Genomic DNA, 20,795 nt, shown 5'->3' on the forward strand with positions numbered 1-20,795 from the left:
TTGGCCTCCGGTGCCATGCAAGCGCCGGCGGATTAGCGATAGACCTCGCGTTCGTCGATTCTGGTTGCCGCAGGCGGCAGCGCCGCGCTGCGGCAACCAGTCCTGCCGCGGCTTCGATCGCCGACGTCCGGACGAAACACGTATCCGTTTGCGCGGCCGGGCTCGTACAGGACAGCCACATCGAAACCGCTCGACTGCAGGCCGGTGCGCAACGCGTCGCGGCACGCAGCATCGCTGTCGACCACCAGGATCCGTTGCTTCATGCGCCCCTCCTCGGTTGCGCAGGCCGCTCGGGCGGATCGTCAGGACCCTGGGCGGTCTGAAGCGCGAAGCCCGCGCCGCGGATGTTCGCCAGCCGCGTGGTCGCGCCGATTGCCGCCAGCTTCTTGCGCAGCCGGTGCAACGTCACTTCCAGCGCGTTCGGCGTCACCGCGTCGCCGAGCCCCCAGCCCGCATGTTCGAGCGCCGCATGGCGCACCGTCGCGCCGTCCGCCCTCATCAGGCACAGCATGACCTGCAGCTCGGCAGGCGCAAGCACGACCGACTCGGCGCCACAGCACATCATGCGCTGCCGCGGATCCACGGTGATTTCGGCGAACGACACGACCAGCGCAGTCAGCGCCGCCGGCCTGCGCATCAGCGTGCGCACCCGCGCGACCAGCTCGCTCATGGCGAACGGCTTGGTCACGTAGTCGTCGGCGCCGCTTTCGAGTCCGTCCACGCGGTCATGCAGCGCGTCGCGGGCGGTCAGCATCAGGCAGGGCGTCATCTGGCCTGCCGCACGCAACGTGCGTAAAAACGCGAGACCGTCGCCGTCCGGCAAGCCGCGATCGACGATCAGCACCGCATAGGCGCCGCGGCTCACGCCGTAGCGGGCTTCGGAAATCGTGCGGAAGTGATCGGCCTCGATGCCCGCGGCGGACAGCGCCTGACGAATCATGGCGGCCAGACGCTCATGGTCTTCGATCAATGCGACTCGCGACATGATGCTGCGCTCAATTGAATTGATAGAGGTAGCCGATCTTCGCTTGCGGAATGTAGCGCTTGCCGACAAGCGGGCTGTTCGTGATGCCGCTGCCGAGATGCTCGACGCCGACGTCGAGAATGACGCTCTGATGGCGCGTGAACTTGTAGTCGACGCGGGTGCCGATCGACACGCCGTAGGTTGACTTGCCAGTATAGTGCGGACGACCGGCCCGGACTTCGGATGAGCGCACGCCGTAATAGTAATCGACGTATTTGCTGCTCAGCCATTCGGCACCGACGTGCGGCTCGAACGAAAAGTGGCCGTAGTCGAACGACTTGCCGAAATCGATGCTGGCTTGCTCGCCCTTGTTGCCGCCTGCGAGAAAGTCGCCGGAGAGCGTGCCGAATGCCGTGCGCCACGCGAGCGCCGGACCGTACCAGAACGCGCCGTTGCGGTCCTGCATGCCGTTCAGGATCGGCGCGTCGGACTGCTTGTATCCGTCGCCGAGCGCATATTTGCCGCGCAGCGCGACGCTCACGTTGCTCCACGTGCCGATCTTCAGGTCGATCGTGGTGCCGAGCGCGTGCACCCATTTATCGTCGAAAAAGAGGAGCGGGATCGGCGAGAACTTCGTGCCATAGCCTTTGTACGGCGACGACTCGACGCCCGCGCCTGCGCCGAGGCCCCAGCGGGTCACGTTGGTGGCGTTGCTCAAGACGGTGAAGCCGGTGCCGTCGGTGTCGGGCGGCTCCGGGCTGGCCTCTTGCGCGCGCACCGCGCCCGCATGCAGGCATACCGAAGCCACGGCCAGCAGGAGCTGGTGCTTACGACGAAAGGTTTTTTTCACGGTCGATCCTGGAGTCGGAGAGTGGAACGGGATCGACTTTAGGACTGGCAGACTTACTCGTTACTTACTCGCGCGGATGGCTTGCCTGACACTGATCATCCACGCACGGATCGCAGAGGGTTCGCTTGATCCGCAACGGATATCGCGCGGTAAGTGAATGGTAAGCCCGCACACTTCATCATCGAACCGACCGGTTGAACGGCTCGCACATGTCGTCGCGGGTGCGGGCAGAGAATGCCCAAGTGCGACGAAAGCGTATGGCTTTGAACAGGAATTGTTGTGCTTTTCACGCAATTTCTGGCGGCTTGTATCGAAAAGCACGGATACCCCTTCTCACGCCCCCAGTGGCCGTTCGTCGTCCGCGCGTTCGATGGGAGGCGCACGCCAAATGACCAACAGCATCGTGAGTGCGACACCCGTGATTGCGGCGCTGACGACGAGAGACAGAAAAAACGCGGACATATCGCCGACGTTGGTGCCCCACCATCTGACGGCGACGACCACGGCCCAGTAACTTGCTGCGCCGACCCAGGCCATCCGCGACTTCACACTCAGGATCACGAGGAGTGCGACGGTGGCGATTGATGCGGAAAGGGGAACTCCAATCTGGACCGACGAGAACGAATGGCCAATGCCGTCCGCCATCACAGTGCCGAGCGATCCCGCAGTCAGCATCGTGAACCAGTAGAGGCTCCCCGTCGGCGGCAGCCCGGTGGTTATCGGCTTCCGCCGCAACACCTGGGGCAGTGCGATCAGGCCGATCAGAATTATCGCCAACGCGACGGAAACTTCGACGTAGGTGAAGTGCGCGTGACCTATCGAGTAATCGGCAATGTTGGTCGCAGCGGCTCGTACGATGAGGATTGCCACCCAGTAAAACACCTCGCTTCCACGCGTGGTCGCCCGCTCGGCGAGGGTGACGACCGCGAACATGATCGCGAGCATTGTGAGGCTCGCGCCCGGACTCATCTTGAGGATGTCGGAAACGATGTCGCCCTGGTTTGCTCCGCACATGCTCGCGATGGCGATCGCGGCCCAGTATCGAGGCCCGACGTTCGGAGTGATCTTGAATCGCATGTCGATCTTCTGATAGTCGTTCAAAGGGAAATGGAGAATGTCGGCGGACGAGACTCGGAAAGCCCGGGACATCGATCGATCCCATCATCTATCAATACGGCTTACTCGACACTTACGGCAGTCGCAATAGCTTCGTTAAGCGACATGGGGCCGCTTCGGAATCCGGAAAACAAAGGTTCGACCAGGCGTTTGAGGCACGCAAAATTTAGCGCACGGTCAACTCGAACGAAAAACTGAAATTCCCCTTATAGCTCAATCGTATAAGGCCATTTTGGCGAAAATTTCACGAATCCCGGCCGACCCTCGATCCGGCTTCCGTAAATGTCGTTCGGAATGCGAATAAAGAAATGAGGCGGCCCGTCGGAAAGGCCGCCGCTTGCGCATCAGAACATGTGGTGGATCCCGACGTTTGCACCGACGGTCGTGCCCGTCACCGCGTAGAGCGCGTTGTTGATCCCGAGCCCGGTGTTCATCGCGCCGTGGTTGTTGACCATTGCGACCTGCGCGTACAGCGCGGTGGCTTTCGACAGGCTGTAGCTCGTGCCGACGGCCGCGAGCAGCGAGTGATTGGCCGTGTCGTTGCGATCGCTCGTGAACCAGACGCCGCCGTTCACGTCGACGGCCGGCGTCGCCTGGTAGTCGAGGCCGCCGCCGTAGACGTTGTTGCTGAACGATCCGCCGACCTTGTAGCTCGCGAACGATGCCTTCGCGGTCACGGGGCCGAACCGGTACGCGGCGCCGATCGTGCGCCCGACGAACGCGACGGTGCTCGGGACCGGTGTCGGGGTAGTGCCGTCGTTGCCGTCGTAGAACGCGGCGTCGATCATGAAGCCGCCATGCTCGTATTTGAGGCTCGCCGAGTACTGGCGCCCGGCCTGGAAGTCGCCGGCCTTGCCGCCGAACGCGAACATCGCGCTGCCGGTGAGGCCGGCGATCGTCGGGCTCGTATACGACACGGCGTTCGCGTTGAACAGGCCCGTGACGAGCACGTTGTCGACGTAGTTGATCAGCCCGCTGCCGAAGTGCGAGAAGCTGCGCGGATCCGAATCGAAGATCGCGAGCAGGAACGGCGAATATTGCAGGCCGGCCTTGACCGTGCCGAATCCCCCGTCGAGGCCGACCCATGCCTGGCGGCCGAAGAAATTGCCGTTCGAATGATTGAACGCGCCGTTGGTGACGGCGAAGCCGCTTTCGAGCTGGAATTTCGCCTTGAGGCCGCCGCCGAGATCCTCGGTGCCGGTCATCCCGAACGTCGTCGGCGTCATGCCGGTGTCGGTCATCGCGAACTGATGGCCCGCATTCCCGCCGGTGGCGGAGTCGAGCGTCTTGCTCGTATACAGCAACGCGGCGTCGAGGTTGCCGTACAGCGTCACGCTGCTCTGCGCGAAACCGCTGGTGCTGGCCATCGCGCCTGCCAGCGCGGCGCAACCGATCAGGGTGCTGCTTTTCATTGAGTGTCTCCAGTGTTGTTGTACGTCCATGCATCGAACAGGGGATGCGACGGAAGCCGGCCAAGCGGTGTCCGTCGCGCAAGCCGTGCAGGCGGGGTGGGGCGCGGCGGGACGCACGTCCGCGGTCGGGTGTCGACCGCGCGTGACGCGTTCGCGGCGGGGATGGGCGCCGGGACGCGCGTGCGTCGAAGGTGTCGGGAGGGGCCGGTCGCTGCCGGCCGCGTCAGTTACAGTGCGTGGCCAAGCTGGTCGAGGATGGCCGGGTTCTCGAGCGTGGAGGTGTCCTGCGTGATCGCCTCGCCCTTGGCGAGCGAGCGCAGCAGGCGCCGCATGATCTTGCCCGAGCGCGTCTTCGGCAGGTTGTCGCCGAAGCGGATCTCCTTCGGCTTCGCGATCGGCCCGATCTGCTTGCCGACCCAGTCGCGCAACGTCTTCGCGAGCGCCGCGGCTTCCTCGCCTTCCGGACGCGCGCGCTTCAGCACCACGAACGCGACCACGGCCTCGCCCGTCGTATCGTCCGGACGGCCGACCACCGCCGCCTCGGCAACGAGCTCGTGCGAGACCAGCGCCGACTCGATCTCCATCGTGCCGAGCCGGTGGCCCGACACGTTCAGCACGTCGTCGATCCGGCCCATGATCGTGAAGTAGCCGGTGTCCTTGTCGCGCACGGTGCCGTCGCCGGCAAGATACAGCCGGCCGCCGAGCTCCTCGGGGTAGTAGCTCTTCCTGAAGCGCTCCGGGTCGCCCCAGATCGTGCGGATCATCGCCGGCCACGGGCGCTTGACGACGAGGATGCCGCCCTGCCCGTTCGGCACGTCCTGGCCCGTCTCGTCGACCACCGCAGCCATGATGCCCGGCAGCGGCAGCGTGCACGAACCGGGCACGGTGGGCGTCGCGCCCGGCAGCGGCGTGATCATGTGGCCGCCCGTCTCGGTCTGCCACCACGTGTCGACGATCGGGCAGCGCTCCTGGCCGACGTGCTTGTGATACCACATCCACGCTTCCGGATTGATCGGCTCGCCGACGGTGCCGATGATGCGCAGGCTCGACAGGTCATGGCTCTTCGGATGCACCTTGTCGTCGGCCTCGGCCGCCTTGATCAGCGAGCGGATCGCGGTCGGCGCGGTATAAAACACGGTGACCTTGTGATCGCCGATCATCTTCCAGAAGCGGCCGGCGTCAGGGTAGGTCGGCACGCCTTCGAACACGACCTGCGTGCCGCCGCAGGCGAGCGGGCCGTACGTGATGTACGTGTGGCCGGTGACCCAGCCGATGTCGGCCGTGCACCAGAACACGTCGTCGGGTTTCCAGTCGAAGGTCCACTTCATCGTCTGCGCGGCCCACAGCAGGTAGCCGCCGGTGCTGTGCTGCACGCCCTTCGGCTTGCCGGTCGAGCCCGACGTGTACAGGATGAACAGCGGATGCTCGGCGCCGACCCATTCCGGCTCGCAGCGCTCGGACTCGCCGTCCGCCAGCTCGTGCATCCACAGGTCGCGGCCTGCATGCCAGTCGATCTTGCCGCCGGTGCGGCGATAGACGATCACGCTCTTCACCGCTTCGCAGCCGCCCATCGCGATCGCCTCGTCGGCGATGCTCTTGAGCGGCAGCGTCTTGCCGCCGCGCGCCTGCTCATCGGCGGTGATGAGCGCCACCGCGCCGACGTCGACGAGCCGCTCGTTCAGCGATTTCGCGGAGAAGCCGCCGAACACGACCGAGTGCGTCGCGCCGATGCGCGCGCAGGCCTGCATCGCGACGATGCCTTCGATCGACATCGGCATGTAGATGACGACGCGATCGCCCTTGGCGATCCCGCGTTTCTTCAGCGCATTCGCGAAGCGCGACACGCGTGCCAGCAGATCCGCATAGGTGACGCGCGTGACGGTGCCGTCGTCGGCCTCGAAGATCACCGCGACGCGCTCGCCGTTGCCGGCTTCGACGTGACGGTCGAGGCAGTTGTACGACGCGTTCAGCTCGCCGTCGTCGAACCACGTGTAGAACGGCGCGTTGGACTCGTCGAGCACGTTCGTGAACGGCTTGTGCCACGCGAGGCCCTCGCGCGCGAGACGCGCCCAGAAGCCCTCGTAATCGCGTTCGGCCTCGGCGGCGAGCGCACGATAGGCCGGCATGCCGGAAAGGGTCGCGCGGGCGCGCGTGTCGGCCGTCGGTTCGAAGATTCGGCGTTCCTGAAAGATCGATACGAGGGCGGTCAAGGTGTTCTCCATGGAAATCGTAGGGTGTGGCCTGCCTGTCGAAACGCAACTTGCATGCCAGTCGCGAGCCGGCGCGCGGGCATCGGCGTGCATGCGGCGCCGGCAGTGCGGCGGCGTCTTTCGCGTCATGCGATACGTACTGCGAAGCATTGTCGATGGTGCGCCCGGTGCGCCGAAATGCAGCAGCGGGTGTTGCAGGCGACAACACGGCGAACGGTGCAGCGCGCACGCCGTGCCGACGCGGCCCGTGCTACGCGATGAACGACCGGAGGGCGCCGTGCGCGTCGGACGCGCGCAGCCGCGCGAGCGCCGAGGCCTCGAGCTGCCGCACGCGTTCGGCGGACAGATTCAACTGGCGGCCGATATCGCGCAGCGAGCATCCTTCGCCCGTGCGAATTCCGTAGCGCAGCCGCAGGATCATCGCCTCGCGCGGCGGCAGCCGGTCGATCGCAGTGGCGATTGCATCGCGCAACTGCGCGGCGCCGGCGGCGTCGTCGGGCGAGGGTGTCGCGGTATCGGGCACGACATCGGCGAATGTCATGTCGCCGTCCGGCGACACGGGCAGGTCCGCGGAGATCGGCTCCTTCACGATCGCCATCAGGTCGCGGACCTTTTCGACCGGCTCGCCCATGTGCGCCGCCAGTTCTCCCGGCGTCGCGGCCGTACCCGATCGCTGCCGATGGTCGCGCCCGATCCGCGTCAGCTTGTTGAGCGCGTCGACCGTATGCGTCGGCACGCGGATCGTGCGTCCGAGGTCGGCGAGCGCATGCGTGATCGCCTGCCGTATCCACCAGGTCGCGTAAGTCGAAAACCGGAAGCCGCGCCGGTGGTCGTAGCGCTCGACGGCTTTCAGCAGGCCGATATTGCCTTCCTGGATCAGGTCCGCGAACGGCAGGCCGCGATCGGGATAGCGCTTCGCGATCGATACGACGAGCCGGAGGTTCGCGTTGAAGAGTCCCGTCCTCGCCGGCTGCATCGCGCGTTCGATCGCACCGAGGCGCGCATCGAGCAACGCGGTAGCGTCGGGCGGCAGATCCTGCGCAAATGCACCGCGCACGACCGCCTCGCGCGCATCGACGAGCGCCGCCGCGCGCCGGGTCAACGCCGGCTCGCAGCCCGGATGCGCGGCAATGCACGACGCGAGCCAGCCGGCGTGGTCGTCGTCGGCGGCATGCGCGGATGACGGCGGGACGCCCGCGTCGGCCAGCATGCGCTCGAGCCGGCTCCGCAGTTCGCGATGCCGGCGTGCGCGGCCGCGCAAAGGCGCGCTCATCCGCTCGACCGCGCGCGCGGACAGGCGCAGCGTGCCGAGCAACGCGGCGGCGTCGCGTACGTATGCACGATACGCGGAAGAGGTGGTGCCGCCGGACGTCAGCGCCTCACGCATGCCATTCGCGAGCGCGTCGATGCGTGCCAGCCGCGCCAGCACCGCGTTGCGCCAGGCCGAATCCTCCGGCGGCGTGTCGTCGTCGCGTGCGGGCGCGACGACGGCCGGCGAGACACCCGTGCTCGGGCTCGCGGCAGGTGCATCCTCACGCGGACCATCGGCCAGAAAGATCACATAGGTGGATGCGGCCGTCCGGCATTCGGCGATCTCGCCGCGTATCGACACCAGCGCACCGAGCGCGTCCGGATCGCCGCACAGCACCGCGACCGATGCCGCGCGGCCGCGCTCGATACGCTGCGCGTGCGCGAATTCCTCGTCGCGCGTGAGGAGCGGCGTCGTGCCCATCTCGCGCAGATACAGCCGAACCGGATCGGTCGTGCGCGGTGCGAGCAGGTCGGCCGCGACGAGTGCGCCGGCGCCTTCGGCCCATGCGCGCGCGTGTAGCGCGGGCCGGAAGTAGCGGTCGAGCGTCCAGCTGGTCGCCGTGTCGGCGCCGTCGCACACCGCGATGCCGAGTTCACCGAGTACCGCGGCCGTCGCATCGATCCCGCTTTCGTTCGCATCGTCGTCGGGCAGCGCATCGATGATGTCGGCGCGCGTGACGAAGCCGCGTGACAGGCCGGTCGCGATCAGCGCATGGAGACGGGCGACGGCTTGCGGCGGCAAGCCGTCATCGATGCCGGCCACGAGTGCCGGCGCGCGCAGCGTCGGCATCCCGCCGCGCGATGCGTCACGCGCGCCTGGCATACACGTTGCACCAGCCGTCCGCCGCGACCGACTTGCCGCCGAACATCGGGCACGTGCCGACGGCATCCGATGCGTCCGCCTTGTAGAAGCGGCAATTCGCGCAGCGTTCGCCCGACTGGTATTTCGGGAACTTCGCCGTATCGACGGTCGATGCGCGGGCGCGATAGCCGAGCGTTTTGGCCGCGGCGTCGTTCTCGTCGACGAGCGGCGGCGCCGCAAGTGCGCGGTGTGTCGCGGCGAGCGCCGCGCACAGTCCGATGGTGTTGACGATGAAGGTTCTACGGGTGGTCGGGTGGGTCACGGTCGTTTCCTCGTGAAGATGAAATCGTGGGAAGGGCGCGGCCCGATGCGCGTGCCCGGGCCGCGTGCCGGCTTCACTGGCTGGCGTCCTTGTGCGCGGCGGGGCCGGCGACGAGCGGCGCGTTCGACGCGCGCGCCGCATCGGCCGTGAGCTTGCCGTTGCCCGCGACATAGCCGTTCGACGCGAGCAAGAAGGCCATCAGGTCGGCATAGTCGTCGTCCTTCAGCTTACCGGGCTGGTCCGCCGGCATGTTGCTGGCCATGTAGCCGAACACGCCGCCGATCGTCAGGTGCGAATGCGACAGCGGCGCGAACGACGGACCGCTCAGCGCGGGCGCCGTGTTGCCTTCGAGGTCGGCGCCGTGGCACTTCGCGCACGAATTGACGTAGAGCGTCTTGCCGTGCGCGGCCTGCGCGGCGTCGAACGCCGGGGCGGCATCGCCGGTGCTCGCGGCGACGCGGATGAAGGCGCCGCCGGCCGGCACGCCGCGCGTGCGGACGATGCCGCCGGGTGCGCGACCGGCGGACGCCATCGCGCCATCGGCGAAGCGTGAAGCCGGACGTGCCGCGCGCGCTTCGAGAGCGCTGCCGGGCAGCGCCCATTTGCGGGTCAGCGCAGCAAGCCGGCCGTTGTTCTTCATGCGCGTCAGCGCCGTATCGATGCGCTGCTGCAGCGCGACCGAGCGCGCGGCGAACGCGAAAGTCAGCTGCCAGTCCGCATACGGGGACGAGGTCGGTCCGATATGGAACGCCTGTTTCGGGTGTGCGGCCTGGTACGCGACGACCGCCGGATACCAGACGATCGCGCGGTGTGCGCGGCCGCTCGCGACGGCGTCGACTGTTCGCTCGGACGTGTTCTCGAGATCGAAGCGGGCGTTCTTCTGCTGGACGGCGATTAGTTGCGCGGGGCTCGCGTAGGTGGCCGCGACGATCTCCCGGTCGGTCGTGGGTGTGCCGGCGTTGCGCAGCGTCACGCTCACGTAGCCGGAGCGCAGGTAGCCCTGCGAGAACAGCAGCGTCGTATCGGATGCGTCGGCGATGGCCGAGCGCGGAAAGCCGGCGAGTACGTCGCAATCGCGTTCGAGTAGCTTGGCGAGCTCGTGTGCGGACACGCCGTCGTCATCGTCGCCGCCTTCGGCGCCACGTGCGGCAAACGTCGCGGCAATGCCGGCCGTGTGGAACGCCTCGCGGGCGACGGCCTTGTCGAGCGCGGCCGTCGGCGTGCCGGGAAGCGAGCAGACGCGGACCGGTGCCGCGGCCGCGGACAGCGCCGTGCCTGCCGCGAGCGCGCAGGCCACGGCGAGGTGGGGAAGTCGAATGTTCATGATCGTACGCTCGGGTGGAAACGGAGGGGGGCGCCCGCGCCGGTGGCGCGGGCGCGATGCAGGCGGGCGCGCGATGCTCAACCGTGGTCGAGGGCGAACACGTACAGCGTGCCGCCGCGCGGCACGTCGTCCGCCGCCTTGGCCATCGGGCCGCCCCAGATCGGATTGGCGCCGCCGTAGCCGGCGAGCACCGCGACATACTCCTTGCCGTCGACTTCGAAGACCGACGGCTGCGCGATGATCCCGCTCGCGAGCTGCGGGCTCTCCCACAGCACCTTGCCGGTCGACACGTCGAACGCGTACAGGTGGCCGTCGAGCGAGCCGCTGAACGCGAGCCCGCTCGCGGTCGTCGCGACGCCGCCGTTCCACGGCAGCTTGCTCCAGTGGCTCCACACCTTCTTGCCGGTGTTGACGTCGATCGCCTGGAGTTCGCCGTAGCCTTCGCTGCCCGGCTCGGGCTTGATCTCGAAGCCTTCGCCGAGATACGGCAGCCCTTCCATGTAGTTGACCGATTTGCCCGACAGGCTCATGCACGCGTGCAGCGACGGCACGATCGCCAGATGGCGTTCCGGGTCGTAGGACACCGACCACCAGTTCTTGCCGCCAAGGAAGCTCGGGCACGTGTCGATCGTGGTGCCGACTTTCGGGTACTTCGCGGGATCCTGCACCGGCGCACCGTTTTCCGTGTAGCCGGTGACCGACGTCGCCTTCACGAACGGCTCCGCGTAGATCAGCTTGCCGGTGTCGCGGTCGATCGCATGGAAGTAGCCGTTGCGGTCCGCGTGGATGATCGCGTCGTGCTCCTTGCCCTTGTATTTGATCGTCGCGAGGACCGGCGTGTTGACGCCGTCATAGTCCCAGGTGTCGTGCTTCGTGTACTGGTAGTGCCACTTGAGGTCGCCGTTCTTCGGGTCCAGCGCGAGCAGCGAATCGGAGTACAGGTTGTCGCCCGGGCGCAGGTCCGCGAGCCACGGCCCCGGGTTGCCGACGCCCCAGTACAGCGTGCGCGTCGCGGCGTCGTAGGTGCCGGTCAGCCAGGCCGGCGCGCCGCCGTGCGCCTGCATCCCGTCGGGCCAGGTATCGGCGTTCTTCTCGCCCTGGCCGGGGATCGTGAAGCGCTTCCACAGCAGCGCGCCGTCCTTCGGGCTGAGCGCCGCGATGAAGCCGCGCGCGCCGTATTCGCCGCCCGAACTGCCGACGACGATCGCGCCGTCGAGCGCGAGCGGTGCCAGCGAGAACGCGTAGCCGAGGCCCGGTTCGAACATCTGCTTCTTCCATACGAGTGCGCCGGTCTGCGCGTCGAGCGCGGCCACTTCCCCGCTGAGCATCGCGACGTAGACATTCTTGCCGTACAGCGCGACACCGCGGTTCACGACGTCGCAACAGGCCGTCTTGAACGATTCCGCACCGAGCTTCGGTTCGTATTTCCACAGTTGCGCGCCGGTGGACGCGTCGAACGCATACACGTTGTCCTTCGGCGTGGTGACGAACAGATAGCGACCATTGACGATCGGCGTGGCCTCGAAGCCCTGCTTCAGCTCGGCCGGAAACTTGTAGCTCCACGCCTGCGTGAGCTTCTTGACGTTCGATGCATCGATCTGCTTGAGCGGCGAATGCGCCTGGCCGTTGTACGTGCGGTAGTAGGTCAGCCAGCCCGGATCGCGTTGCGCGTCGGTGAGCCGCTGGTACGTGACGGCCGGGTAATCCGCGGCTGCATCCACCAGGCCGGGATTCAAGGCGATGGCGACGGCCGCCGCGATTCCGATCGTTGCCAGCCGGCTCGTCGAAGCCGAGAGTTTCTTCATGGTTGTCTCCTGAGTCATTGTGGTCGCACCGCGGCGAACATCGGCCGGGCCGGCAGGGTGGGTTCCGGATCCAGTGCACAGCCAGTTACGCAAATCGCATGCCATTGCGGCGCGCGCCGCGCGCTGCAAGGCCGAGCGGCGGATGACGCGCGATCGGGCCGAGCTATGCGACAGGTCGCGGGTGATCCGCATGTGTTGCGTTCGGGAACATCCGCGGCCGCGGTGTTGCGAAACATGACAGTGCCGGGCGCGCAGCACGCGTCGCGAAGAGGGCGGGGCGAACGACGACCTGCGGGTGATGAATCGCGCACGTGCTTGTCACGCTGCGTGCGCGGCGGTCGACGTGCGGACGATGCCATGACCGATCCGCGCAGCCGTGACGCGCACGATGGCGAACCGTCGCGTCGCTGATCCGGATTGACACAGGTGCAACAGGCGTTGGCACGAACTGCAACAGATGCGCGACGGCACGCGGCGCTGCTCCGGTGCGTGGCGGCGTCGGCCCGTTGTCGGTCGGGCGATGCGCGCATCGGCATGCTTCTTGCCGTTCGGAACGGGAAACGATTCCGCGCAGCGAGATCCCGCCATGAATGTCCCGACATCGTCCGACGCTGCTCGCCTGTCCGGTCGCCGCCATCTGGCCGCGCTCGCCTATGGCGTCGCACCTGTCGGCACGTATCCGGCGACGGTCCGGATGGCACCGGCCCGGCGGCCGCGCGAACCGCTGCATGCCGTTGCGCTGGCTGTCCTCGTGGTGCATGCGGCGATCCTCGTCGCGCTCTGGCATGCGTCCACCGACGACGCGCGCTCGACGCTGCCCCGCGCGCTCGCCGTCGAAATCGACGCGAGCGCGCCCATGAACGCTGCCGTGCCGGCCTGGCATCGCCAGCCGGACGCCACGGTCTCCCGCCCGCGGGCGCACGCGCAGGTGAGTCGCGATGTGCTCACGCATCGGGATAGTCGACCGAGCGTGCCGGCGCCGCGTCGCGCCGACCAGCGCACACCTGCGCGCACCGCGGCAACCGAGGCCGCGAAGCCGGCCGGCGAGGGATCGCGCGCCGTGTCGGCACCGTCACCGGCGCTGCCGGCTGCCGCTTCTGCGCCGACCGATACCACCGCAGCGGCGGCACGCACGGTGCCAGCCTCGCCGGCCACAACGGCCGCCGAACCCGTTACCGCGCCGCGTTTTGCGGCGGCCTATCTGCGCAATCCCGCGCCGGATTACCCGGACCTCGCGCAGCAGCGCGGCTGGGAGGGCACCACGTTCCTGAACGTGCATGTGCTCGCAAACGGCCGGCCCGATCAGGTCCTGCTGTCGGCAACGAGCGGACACGACGCGCTCGACGACGCGGCTGTCGCGGCGGTCCGTGACTGGCGTTTCGTGCCGGCGAAACGTGGCATGGAACCGACCGACGGGTGGGTCAAGGTGCCCGTCGTCTTCAAACTCGGAAACTGAGGAATCCATCATGTCCGACTTTATCCACCATGCGGTTGTCGGCGCCTTCGCGCTCCTTGCGGTGCTGTCGGCGATCACCTGGACGCTGATCGTCGCCAAGGCGCTGCTGTATGCGCGCGTGGCACTCGGCAACCGGCGTTTCGCCGCGCGACGCGGCGATGGCGCCGCGTTGTCGATGCCGGCGGACGACGATGCGGCCGCCAGCCAGAACGCACGCCTGCAGCGAGCGGTGTGCCATGCGTTGCGCCATGCGCCCGCGGCCGATCCGGATGCGCCGGCCACGCTCGTCGCGTGGGATCGCCGCGACATGCTCGAGCGCACGCTCGCGCGCGAGATCGGGCGCGAGCGGCGGCCGCTCGAGCGCGGGCTCACGGCGCTTGCATCGATCGCGAACGTCGCGCCGTTTGTCGGGCTGTTCGGAACGGTGTTCGGCATCGTGCACACACTGCAATCGATGACGGCGTCGGGCGCGAACGGGATCGACGCGATCGCGGGCCCGATCGGGCAGGCACTGGTCGCGACCGGGATCGGCATCGGCGTCGCGATTCCGGCCGTCCTTGCGTACAACCTGTTCCTGCGACGGCTCAAGACTGTCATGACCGAGCTCGACGACTTCGGGCAGGATCTGGTCGCGCTTGCCGAGCAGCGCGATTTCCGGATCGACGCGCCGGTGCATGCGGCGATACCGGAAGCTCGCGCCACGGGCGCCGCGCGCCGGGCGGCCGTATGAAATCCGATTGCCGTGAAGCCGACGGGGGCGAACCGCTCGGCGAGATCAACGTGACGCCGCTGGTGGATGTCGTGCTCGTATTGCTGGTGATTTTCCTGGTCGCGGCACCGCTGATGACGCATGCGATACGTGTCGACCTGCCGAAGGCGGCGGGCATCGCGCGCGATTCGCCTGCGCGGGCCGTCATCGTGACCGTCGACGCGCATGGCGCGATCGATATCGACGGCCGCCCGACAACACCGGCCGACGTCGAATCCGCGCTCGCCCGCCGCGTCGCGCAGGACCCGCGGACGAGCGTCAGCCTGCATGCCGACCGCGGCGAGTCGTTCGGTGCCGTCGCCGCGGTCATTGCGTCGATCGGACGCGCACACGTGGCGCACGTCGCGATCGCGACCGCGGACGGCGAAGCCGGCGCAACGCCATAGGCCAACCATGCGGGGCGGCCATTGCCGTCGACGCATCGTTACGGATAACGATACAAAAGACACCCGCAGAGGAGGCAGGAAGATGAAGGAAGCCGATACGTCGAAGCACCGCTTCGTCGCGCGACGTGCAAGCGTCACGCTGTGTTTCGGCGGCATGCTCGGCGGGCTGATGATGCCCGCGTCGGCGCAGGTCGCGCCATCCGGCAACGCCGATGCGCCGACGCTCGCGCCGGTTGTCGTCGTCGGCACGACGCCGCTGCTCGGGATCGGCACGCCGCTGTCGCGCGTGCCGGCCAACGTGCAGACGTTTCGCGGTGGCGACATCGAGCGTCAGCACAAGAGCGTATTGACCGACTACTTCGAGAAGAACGTGTCGAGCGTCGATATCAACGAGGCACAGGGCAACCCGTACCAGACTGACGTGAACTATCGCGGCTTCACGGCATCGCCGGTCGTCGGCACGCCGCAGGGGCTGTCGGTGTTCGTCGACGGCGTGCGCGTCAACGAGCCGTTCGGCGACGTCGTGAACTGGGATCTCATTCCGCAGTCGGCGATCGACACGCTGCAACTGATCCCCGGTTCGAACCCGACCTACGGGCTCAACACGCTCGGCGGCGCATTCGCGATCACGACGAAGAACGGCAAGACGAGCCCGGGTGGCGCGGCGCAGGTGTCGGCCGGCTCGTGGGGGCGCAAGACCGTGCAGATCGAGCAGGGCGGACGCATCGGCAGCCACCTCGACTACTACGTGACGGGCAACGTCGCGAACGACAATGGCTGGGCCGATCACAACGCGAGCCGCGTGCGGCAGGGGTTCGGCAAGCTGCGCTATACGGACGCCGATACGACGCTGTCGATCTCGGCCGGCGGCGCGGACAACGCGCTGCAGGGCACGCAGACCATTCCGCGCTCGTTTCTCGACAATCGGACGCAGGCCTATACCTATCCCGACCTGAATCGCAACCGCGCCGGGTATGTCACCGTGTCGGGCGACCATTCGTTCAACGACCACGTTCAGCTCAGCGGCAACGTGTACTACCGCCACTACCGCAACACCAATATCAGCAGCAACGTGAACAACGATTTCGGCAACGTGGACGACAGCGGCGCCACCGACACCGTGCAGGCGACCAACGACCGGTCGGTCATCACGACCGACAGCTACGGCGCGAACCTGCAGCTCACGCTGCTCGGCAAGCTGGCCGGGATGGACAACCAGTTCGTCGTGGGCGCGTCGGCCGATCTCGCGAACTCGGGTTTCGAACAATCGTCGCAGGATGCGTCCTTCACGGCGCCGCGCGCGACGATCGGCCTCGGCGATTTCACGCAGACGACCCGTGCGAAGACGCGCAACGCGAACTATGGCTTCTATTTCGACGACACGCTGTCGCTGACGCGGCAGTGGTCGCTGACGCTGGCCGGGCGCTACAACAGGTCGCGGGCGGCCATCGAGGATGTGAGCGGCCTGCAGCCGTTGCTCACTGCGCGTCACACGTTCTCACGGTTCAATCCGGCCGTCGGCGTCACGTGGAATCCGGTCCCGGGTTTCACCGCCTACGCGACGTACAACGAAGGCATGCGTTCGCCGACCGCGATCGAGCTCGCGTGCGCCGATCCGGCCGCGCCGTGCTCGTTGCCGAACGACTTTCTCGCCGATCCGGCGCTGAAGCCCGTCATCGCGAAGACATTCGAATTCGGCGCGCGCGGCCGCGCCGGGCAGGCGACGACCTGGAGCGCGGCGGTCTACCGCACGACGCTCGACGACGATATCCAGTTCATCAGCAGCAACGGCGGCGCGAGCACGCTCGGCTATTTCCAGAACGTCGGCCAGACGCGCCGGCAAGGTTTCGAACTCGCCGGGCATACGCGGCTCGGGCCGGTCGGCATCGGGGCAAGCTACAGCTATGTCGACGCCACCTATCGCTCGACGTGGACCGAAAGCAGCGCGAGCAATTCGAGCGCCGATGCGCACGGCAACATCGTCGTCCGTTCCGGCGACCGCATTCCCGGCATTCCGTCCAGCACCGTGAAGCTGCGGCTCGACTATGCGGCGACGCCGAAGTGGAACGTCGGCACCAACATCACCTATCGCAGCGGCGTGTTCGCGCGCGGCGACGAGAACAACCAGGACGCGAACGGCAAGATTCCCGGCTATTTCCTGATCGACGTCGACACGACTTGGCAGGTCACGAAGCACCTGCAACTGTTCGCGTCGATCACCAACCTGCTTGACAAGCGCTACGCGAGCTTCGGGCTGCTCGGCCAGAATTTCTTCAACGGGCCGAATCATTCGTTCGATGGACTCAATCCCGTCAACGAGCAGTTCGTCGGGCCGGGCGCGCCGCGCGGCGCGTGGGTCGGCGCGCGCTATGCGTGGGATTGAGCGTGGGGCGGTGCGTCCGCTGTGACCGCCAGCATCTCGCGCACCGCATTGTCGACGCCGCGGGCCAGCGCGTCGTCGCTCTCGAGATGCCCGGCCGGCACGCGCTCGATGACGGCGGCCGGCACGGCGCGCGCGAGACGGTCGACGTTGTCGACCGGGCATACGCGGTCGCGCGTGCCGTGCACGGCATGCAACGGCACGCCGGCTTGCGCGGCCCGGCGCGCCAGCGCGAGCAGCCGGTGCTCGCCGAGCCAGCATGCTCGTTGCAGGTAGTGCGCCTGGATCCGGTACTTGTCGATCAGCCGGTCGACCGTGCGTTGCGTCGTGCGTGCGGCGAGCGTCGGCCGCCCGGACAGGATCGCGTCTTCGTACGCATGCCACGCGAGCGCGACCGCGCGTTGCCGTGCCTTGCCGGCGCCCGCTTGCAGACGGCGCGCGCAGCATGCCATCAGGCGATCGGCGCGCGCGGTGCCGGCGGCGGCCGTCAGGCGCTGCCATTCCCGGGGCGCCCGCGTGCGGGCGCCGACGAACAGGCCGCGCACTTCGCGCGACGACGTCAGGAACAGGCCGCGCAGCACGACGCCCGTGACGCGCGCCGGGTGCCGTCCCGCATACGCGAGCGCGAGGGCCGCGCCCCACGATCCGCCGACCACGCCCCAGCGTTCGATCCCGAGCTGCGCGCGCAGCGCCTCGAGATCGCCGATCAGCCGCATCGTGCTGTTGTGGCGCAGCCCGCCACGCGGCGTCGATGCGCCGGCGCCGCGCTGGTCGACGAGCACGACGCGCGCGCGCTCGAGGTCGAACAGGCGCAGCATCGCGGGCCGGCTGCCGCTGCCGGGGCCGCCGTGCAGCACGACGACAGGCTGGCCGAGCGGGTTGCCGGCGGCGCTCCACGCGATCGCGCACGCATCGCGGGACAGCCGCGCGCGGCGGCCGGAGGAGGAGGGGAATCGGTCTGCTGATGGCGTCATGTCGGCTGTGGTGCGGGGAAAAGGAGGCGGTTGGTCCGCGCGGGATCCGTGCGGTGACGAAGCCAGAATCGCGCCAGCGATGAGGATCGGGATTCGTCCGGGTGGGCGGCGGGCGGCCGAATCGCGATACTGCATCGACCGTGCTCGCGTAGCGCCATCCGGCGCGCGCGGCGTTGTTCGTCTTGCATTTTCCTTTCGGCTCGGGGCGTGCGGCGGTGCAGGGATGCCGGTTCGAACATCGATCGCAGTATGGCCCGATGTTTGCTTGCATCAAGGACAAAGAGTCCGGCGACCGACCGGCAGGATCCCCGGAGGAGACAATGCGCGATGACGTTCACCCGACGGCCAACGCACGGGCCATGCCTGCGCCCGGCTGGCCGACGCCCACGATCCAGAAATCCCATGAGCGGTCCGAGACGTTCGGCCTGCAGGCGACCGCACGCCCCGACTACGACCTGATCTCGGGTGCCGCGCTGGCGCTCAAGCGCGAGCAGAATCGCGTGCTGTGCGTGCACGCGATGCCCGTGATGGAAACGCTGCACGAGCAGATCGTCAATACGCAGAGCATGATCGTGCTGACCAATGCGGAAGGCCTGATCCTGCATTCGATCGGCGACGACGACTTCCTGCGGCGCGCGGAACGGGTCGCGCTGCGCCCCGGTGCGAACTGGGCGGAGAGCCGGCAGGGCACCAACGCAATCGGCACGGCGCTCGCCGAGCTGTGTCCGATGGTCGTGCATGGCGACCAGCACTTTCTGGCCGCCAACCATTTCCTGACCTGCTCGAGCGTGCCGATTCTCGATCCGTACGGCGACGCGATCGGCGTGCTCGACGTGACGGGCGACCACCGCAGCTTTCACCAGCACACGATGGCGCTCGCGAAGATGTCGGTGCAGATGATCGAGAACCACCTGTTCACCACGACCTTCCAGGAGACGCTGCAGGTGTCGTTCCATGGCCGCCCCGAATTCCTCGGGACATTGATGGAGGGCATCGTCGCGTTCACCGCCGACGGCCGTTTCCTGTCGGCCAACCGCAGCGCGCAGTTCCAGCTGGGGATGCCGCTTGCCGCGCTGCGCGCGCATACGCTGGCATCGCTGTTCGACGTCACCAGCGCGCAGCTGATCGACCGGATGCGCGCGAGCACCGAGCCGCACGTGGCGTTGAACCTCGGCACCGGCGCGGTGGTGTGCGCGCGCGTGCAGTTCCGGCGCGCGTTGCGGGCCGAGGGCAGCCGTCCGGCGGAAGTGCACGGCGGCGCGGCCGCGGCCGCGCGGCCGGCCGCCGCGCAGAACGCGGCGAGCCTGTCGCGGCTCAGCTATCTCGACACCGGCGACCCGCAGGTGGCGGCGGTGATCGCGAAGGTGCGCAAGGTCATCGGCAAGGACATTCCGGTGCTGATCACCGGTGAGACGGGCACCGGCAAGGAACTGCTCGCGCAGGCGATCCACAACGACTCGCCGCGCCGCGACGGGCCGTTCGTCGCGGTCAACTGCGCATCGATTCCGGAGACGCTGATCGAATCCGAGCTGTTCGGCTATGAGGAGGGCGCGTTTACCGGCGCACGCCGCAAGGGCGCGACCGGCAAGCTGCTGCAGGCGAACGGCGGCACGCTGTTCCTCGACGAGATCGGCGACATGCCGTATCCGCTGCAGGTGCGGTTGCTGCGCGTGCTGCAGGAGCGGATCGTCAATCCGCTGGGTTCGACGAAGGCGATCGGCGTCGATATCGCGATCATCTGCGCGACGCACCGCGGCCTGCGCGACATGATCGCCCAGAACCGCTTCCGCGAGGATCTCTACTACCGGCTCAACGGCCTCGTCGTGCGCCTGCCGCCGCTGCGCGACCGCACCGATCTCGCGGTCGTCGTGCAGAAGATGCTGCAGCGCGAGACGCTGTCGGGCCCCGGACGGCGGCCGCTGAGCGTCGCGCCCGACGTGATGGCGCTGTTCGAGCGCTGCGCGTGGCCCGGCAACTTCCGGCAACTGGCGAACCTGCTGCGAACCGCCGCCGCGATGGTCGACGACGATTGCGAGATCCGCTGCGAACATCTGCCTGATGATTTCTTCGACGACATCCGGCGCGACTGCGCGCAGGTGACGCAGGACGCATGCGTGCCGCGGCCCGCGATCGATGTGCCCGCGCCGGGCGACGCGCGGCTGCAGGACGTGGCCGCGTCCGCGATCGCGGCCGCGCTGGCCCGCCACGGCGGCAACGTATCGGCCGCGGCGCGTGCGCTCGGCGTGTCGCGCAACACGATCTACCGGAAGATGCCGGCCGCCGGATCCGAGCCGGTCGAGCCGGACGAACACTGACACGCCGATGTCGATGTAACACCGGTGTACCAGGTTGCAACACCCGGTGCTCAAGGATGCAACACCTGCCGCGCCGCGCGCGCATGCCACGAGCCGTCGTCCGACGGCTTCTGAAAACATTTCGTCTGGTGATCGTAATCATTCCGGCGTCATGACCGCGCGGCGGACGCCGTCGGCCGTCGCGCGAGTGGAATGCAGCCCCGGCACGCTCCTTGCTGAACAGGTATCGGCCGCTCGATCGACGCGGTTCTTCAACTCACTACCTCAACCAGGAGACACATCATGCAATGGACGCCCCCCGCCTACACCGACCTGCGCTTCGGCTTCGAAATCACGATGTACATCGCCAACCGCTGAGCGCCGCGCGCAGTGCCGCCCGCGTCGTCGTAGGCGATGCGG

At 67.8% G+C, this 20,795-nt stretch carries 17 protein-coding genes; 6 read left to right on the forward strand and 11 right to left on the reverse strand.

Translation table 11 applies throughout. The annotated features are described in order from the left end of the window. Positions 1 to 32: 32 nt before the first annotated feature. The 10 genes from CUJ89_RS33390 to CUJ89_RS33435 form a co-directional block, all read right to left on the reverse strand. On the reverse strand, positions 33 to 263 hold the full coding sequence (locus CUJ89_RS33390; protein ID WP_114181748.1) for a hypothetical protein: 231 nt from the start codon (positions 261 to 263) through the stop codon (positions 33 to 35). Continuing rightward, positions 260 to 985: a response regulator transcription factor gene (locus tag CUJ89_RS33395; RefSeq protein ID WP_114181749.1), complete on the reverse strand. Its 726-nt coding sequence runs from the start codon at positions 983 to 985 to the stop codon at positions 260 to 262. Before CUJ89_RS33395 ends, CUJ89_RS33390 begins: the two co-directional genes overlap by 4 nt. Before the next feature lie 10 nt (positions 986 to 995). Then, on the reverse strand, positions 996 to 1,814 hold the full coding sequence (locus CUJ89_RS33400; protein WP_114181750.1) for a MipA/OmpV family protein: 819 nt from the start codon (positions 1,812 to 1,814) through the stop codon (positions 996 to 998). Between the two features lie 333 nt (positions 1,815 to 2,147). Next, positions 2,148 to 2,915 carry a hypothetical protein gene (locus CUJ89_RS33405; RefSeq protein ID WP_152036687.1) on the reverse strand — a complete coding sequence of 256 codons (768 nt, stop codon included), beginning with the start codon at positions 2,913 to 2,915 and terminating at the stop codon, positions 2,148 to 2,150. 359 nt (positions 2,916 to 3,274) lie between these two features. Beyond that, positions 3,275 to 4,342: a porin gene (locus CUJ89_RS33410; RefSeq protein ID WP_114181752.1), complete on the reverse strand. Its 1,068-nt coding sequence runs from the start codon at positions 4,340 to 4,342 to the stop codon at positions 3,275 to 3,277. A 227-nt stretch (positions 4,343 to 4,569) separates the two neighbouring features. Beyond that, entirely contained in the window at positions 4,570 to 6,564 is a 1,995-nt protein-coding gene (gene acs, locus CUJ89_RS33415; protein ID WP_114181753.1) for an acetate--CoA ligase, read from the reverse strand. A 238-nt stretch (positions 6,565 to 6,802) separates the two neighbouring features. Then, a complete protein-coding gene (locus tag CUJ89_RS33420) occupies positions 6,803 to 8,686 on the reverse strand; it encodes a sigma-70 family RNA polymerase sigma factor (RefSeq protein ID WP_201752439.1) in 1,884 nt (627 codons plus the stop codon). Beyond that, complete coding sequence (locus tag CUJ89_RS33425; protein ID WP_114181755.1) at positions 8,670 to 8,987, reverse strand: high-potential iron-sulfur protein; 318 nt, start codon at positions 8,985 to 8,987, stop codon at positions 8,670 to 8,672. Before CUJ89_RS33425 ends, CUJ89_RS33420 begins: the two co-directional genes overlap by 17 nt. A 73-nt stretch (positions 8,988 to 9,060) precedes the next feature. Continuing rightward, on the reverse strand, positions 9,061 to 10,311 hold the full coding sequence (locus CUJ89_RS33430; protein ID WP_114181756.1) for a c-type cytochrome: 1,251 nt from the start codon (positions 10,309 to 10,311) through the stop codon (positions 9,061 to 9,063). 77 nt (positions 10,312 to 10,388) lie between these two features. Continuing rightward, a complete protein-coding gene (locus CUJ89_RS33435) occupies positions 10,389 to 12,116 on the reverse strand; it encodes a methanol/ethanol family PQQ-dependent dehydrogenase (protein ID WP_114181757.1) in 1,728 nt (575 codons plus the stop codon). A 457-nt stretch (positions 12,117 to 12,573) separates the two neighbouring features. Between CUJ89_RS33435 and CUJ89_RS38740 the strand changes: the two genes are divergently transcribed. The 4 genes from CUJ89_RS38740 to CUJ89_RS33455 all read left to right on the forward strand — a co-directional run bounded on the left by CUJ89_RS38740 (position 12,574) and on the right by CUJ89_RS33455 (position 17,110). Further along, the gene (locus tag CUJ89_RS38740; RefSeq protein ID WP_236655127.1) at positions 12,574 to 13,572 is read left to right on the forward strand and encodes an energy transducer TonB; all 999 of its coding nucleotides are present in this window, start codon (positions 12,574 to 12,576) and stop codon (positions 13,570 to 13,572) included. A gap of 10 nt (positions 13,573 to 13,582) precedes the next feature. Beyond that, complete coding sequence (locus CUJ89_RS33445; protein WP_114181758.1) at positions 13,583 to 14,302, forward strand: MotA/TolQ/ExbB proton channel family protein; 720 nt, start codon at positions 13,583 to 13,585, stop codon at positions 14,300 to 14,302. Beyond that, on the forward strand, positions 14,299 to 14,727 hold the full coding sequence (locus tag CUJ89_RS33450) for an ExbD/TolR family protein (RefSeq protein ID WP_114181759.1): 429 nt from the start codon (positions 14,299 to 14,301) through the stop codon (positions 14,725 to 14,727). Before CUJ89_RS33445 ends, CUJ89_RS33450 begins: the two co-directional genes overlap by 4 nt. 82 nt (positions 14,728 to 14,809) lie before the next feature. Further along, the gene (locus CUJ89_RS33455; protein ID WP_114181760.1) at positions 14,810 to 17,110 is read left to right on the forward strand and encodes a TonB-dependent receptor; all 2,301 of its coding nucleotides are present in this window, start codon (positions 14,810 to 14,812) and stop codon (positions 17,108 to 17,110) included. Here CUJ89_RS33455 and CUJ89_RS33460 read toward each other — a convergent pair. Beyond that, a complete protein-coding gene (locus CUJ89_RS33460) occupies positions 17,095 to 18,081 on the reverse strand; it encodes an alpha/beta fold hydrolase (protein ID WP_114181761.1) in 987 nt (328 codons plus the stop codon). The genes CUJ89_RS33455 and CUJ89_RS33460 overlap by 16 nt on opposite strands. A gap of 320 nt (positions 18,082 to 18,401) precedes the next feature. Here CUJ89_RS33460 and CUJ89_RS33465 point away from each other — a divergent pair, with 320 nt between their 5' ends. Beyond that, positions 18,402 to 20,396: a sigma-54-dependent Fis family transcriptional regulator gene (locus CUJ89_RS33465; RefSeq protein ID WP_114181762.1), complete on the forward strand. Its 1,995-nt coding sequence runs from the start codon at positions 18,402 to 18,404 to the stop codon at positions 20,394 to 20,396. A 282-nt stretch (positions 20,397 to 20,678) separates the two neighbouring features. After that, entirely contained in the window at positions 20,679 to 20,753 is a 75-nt protein-coding gene (gene pqqA, locus CUJ89_RS33470) for a pyrroloquinoline quinone precursor peptide PqqA (RefSeq protein WP_083302111.1), read from the forward strand. Positions 20,754 to 20,795 lie beyond the last annotated feature (42 nt).

This window comes from Burkholderia pyrrocinia, from assembly GCF_003330765.1.
GTDB lineage: Bacteria > Pseudomonadota > Gammaproteobacteria > Burkholderiales > Burkholderiaceae > Burkholderia > Burkholderia pyrrocinia_B.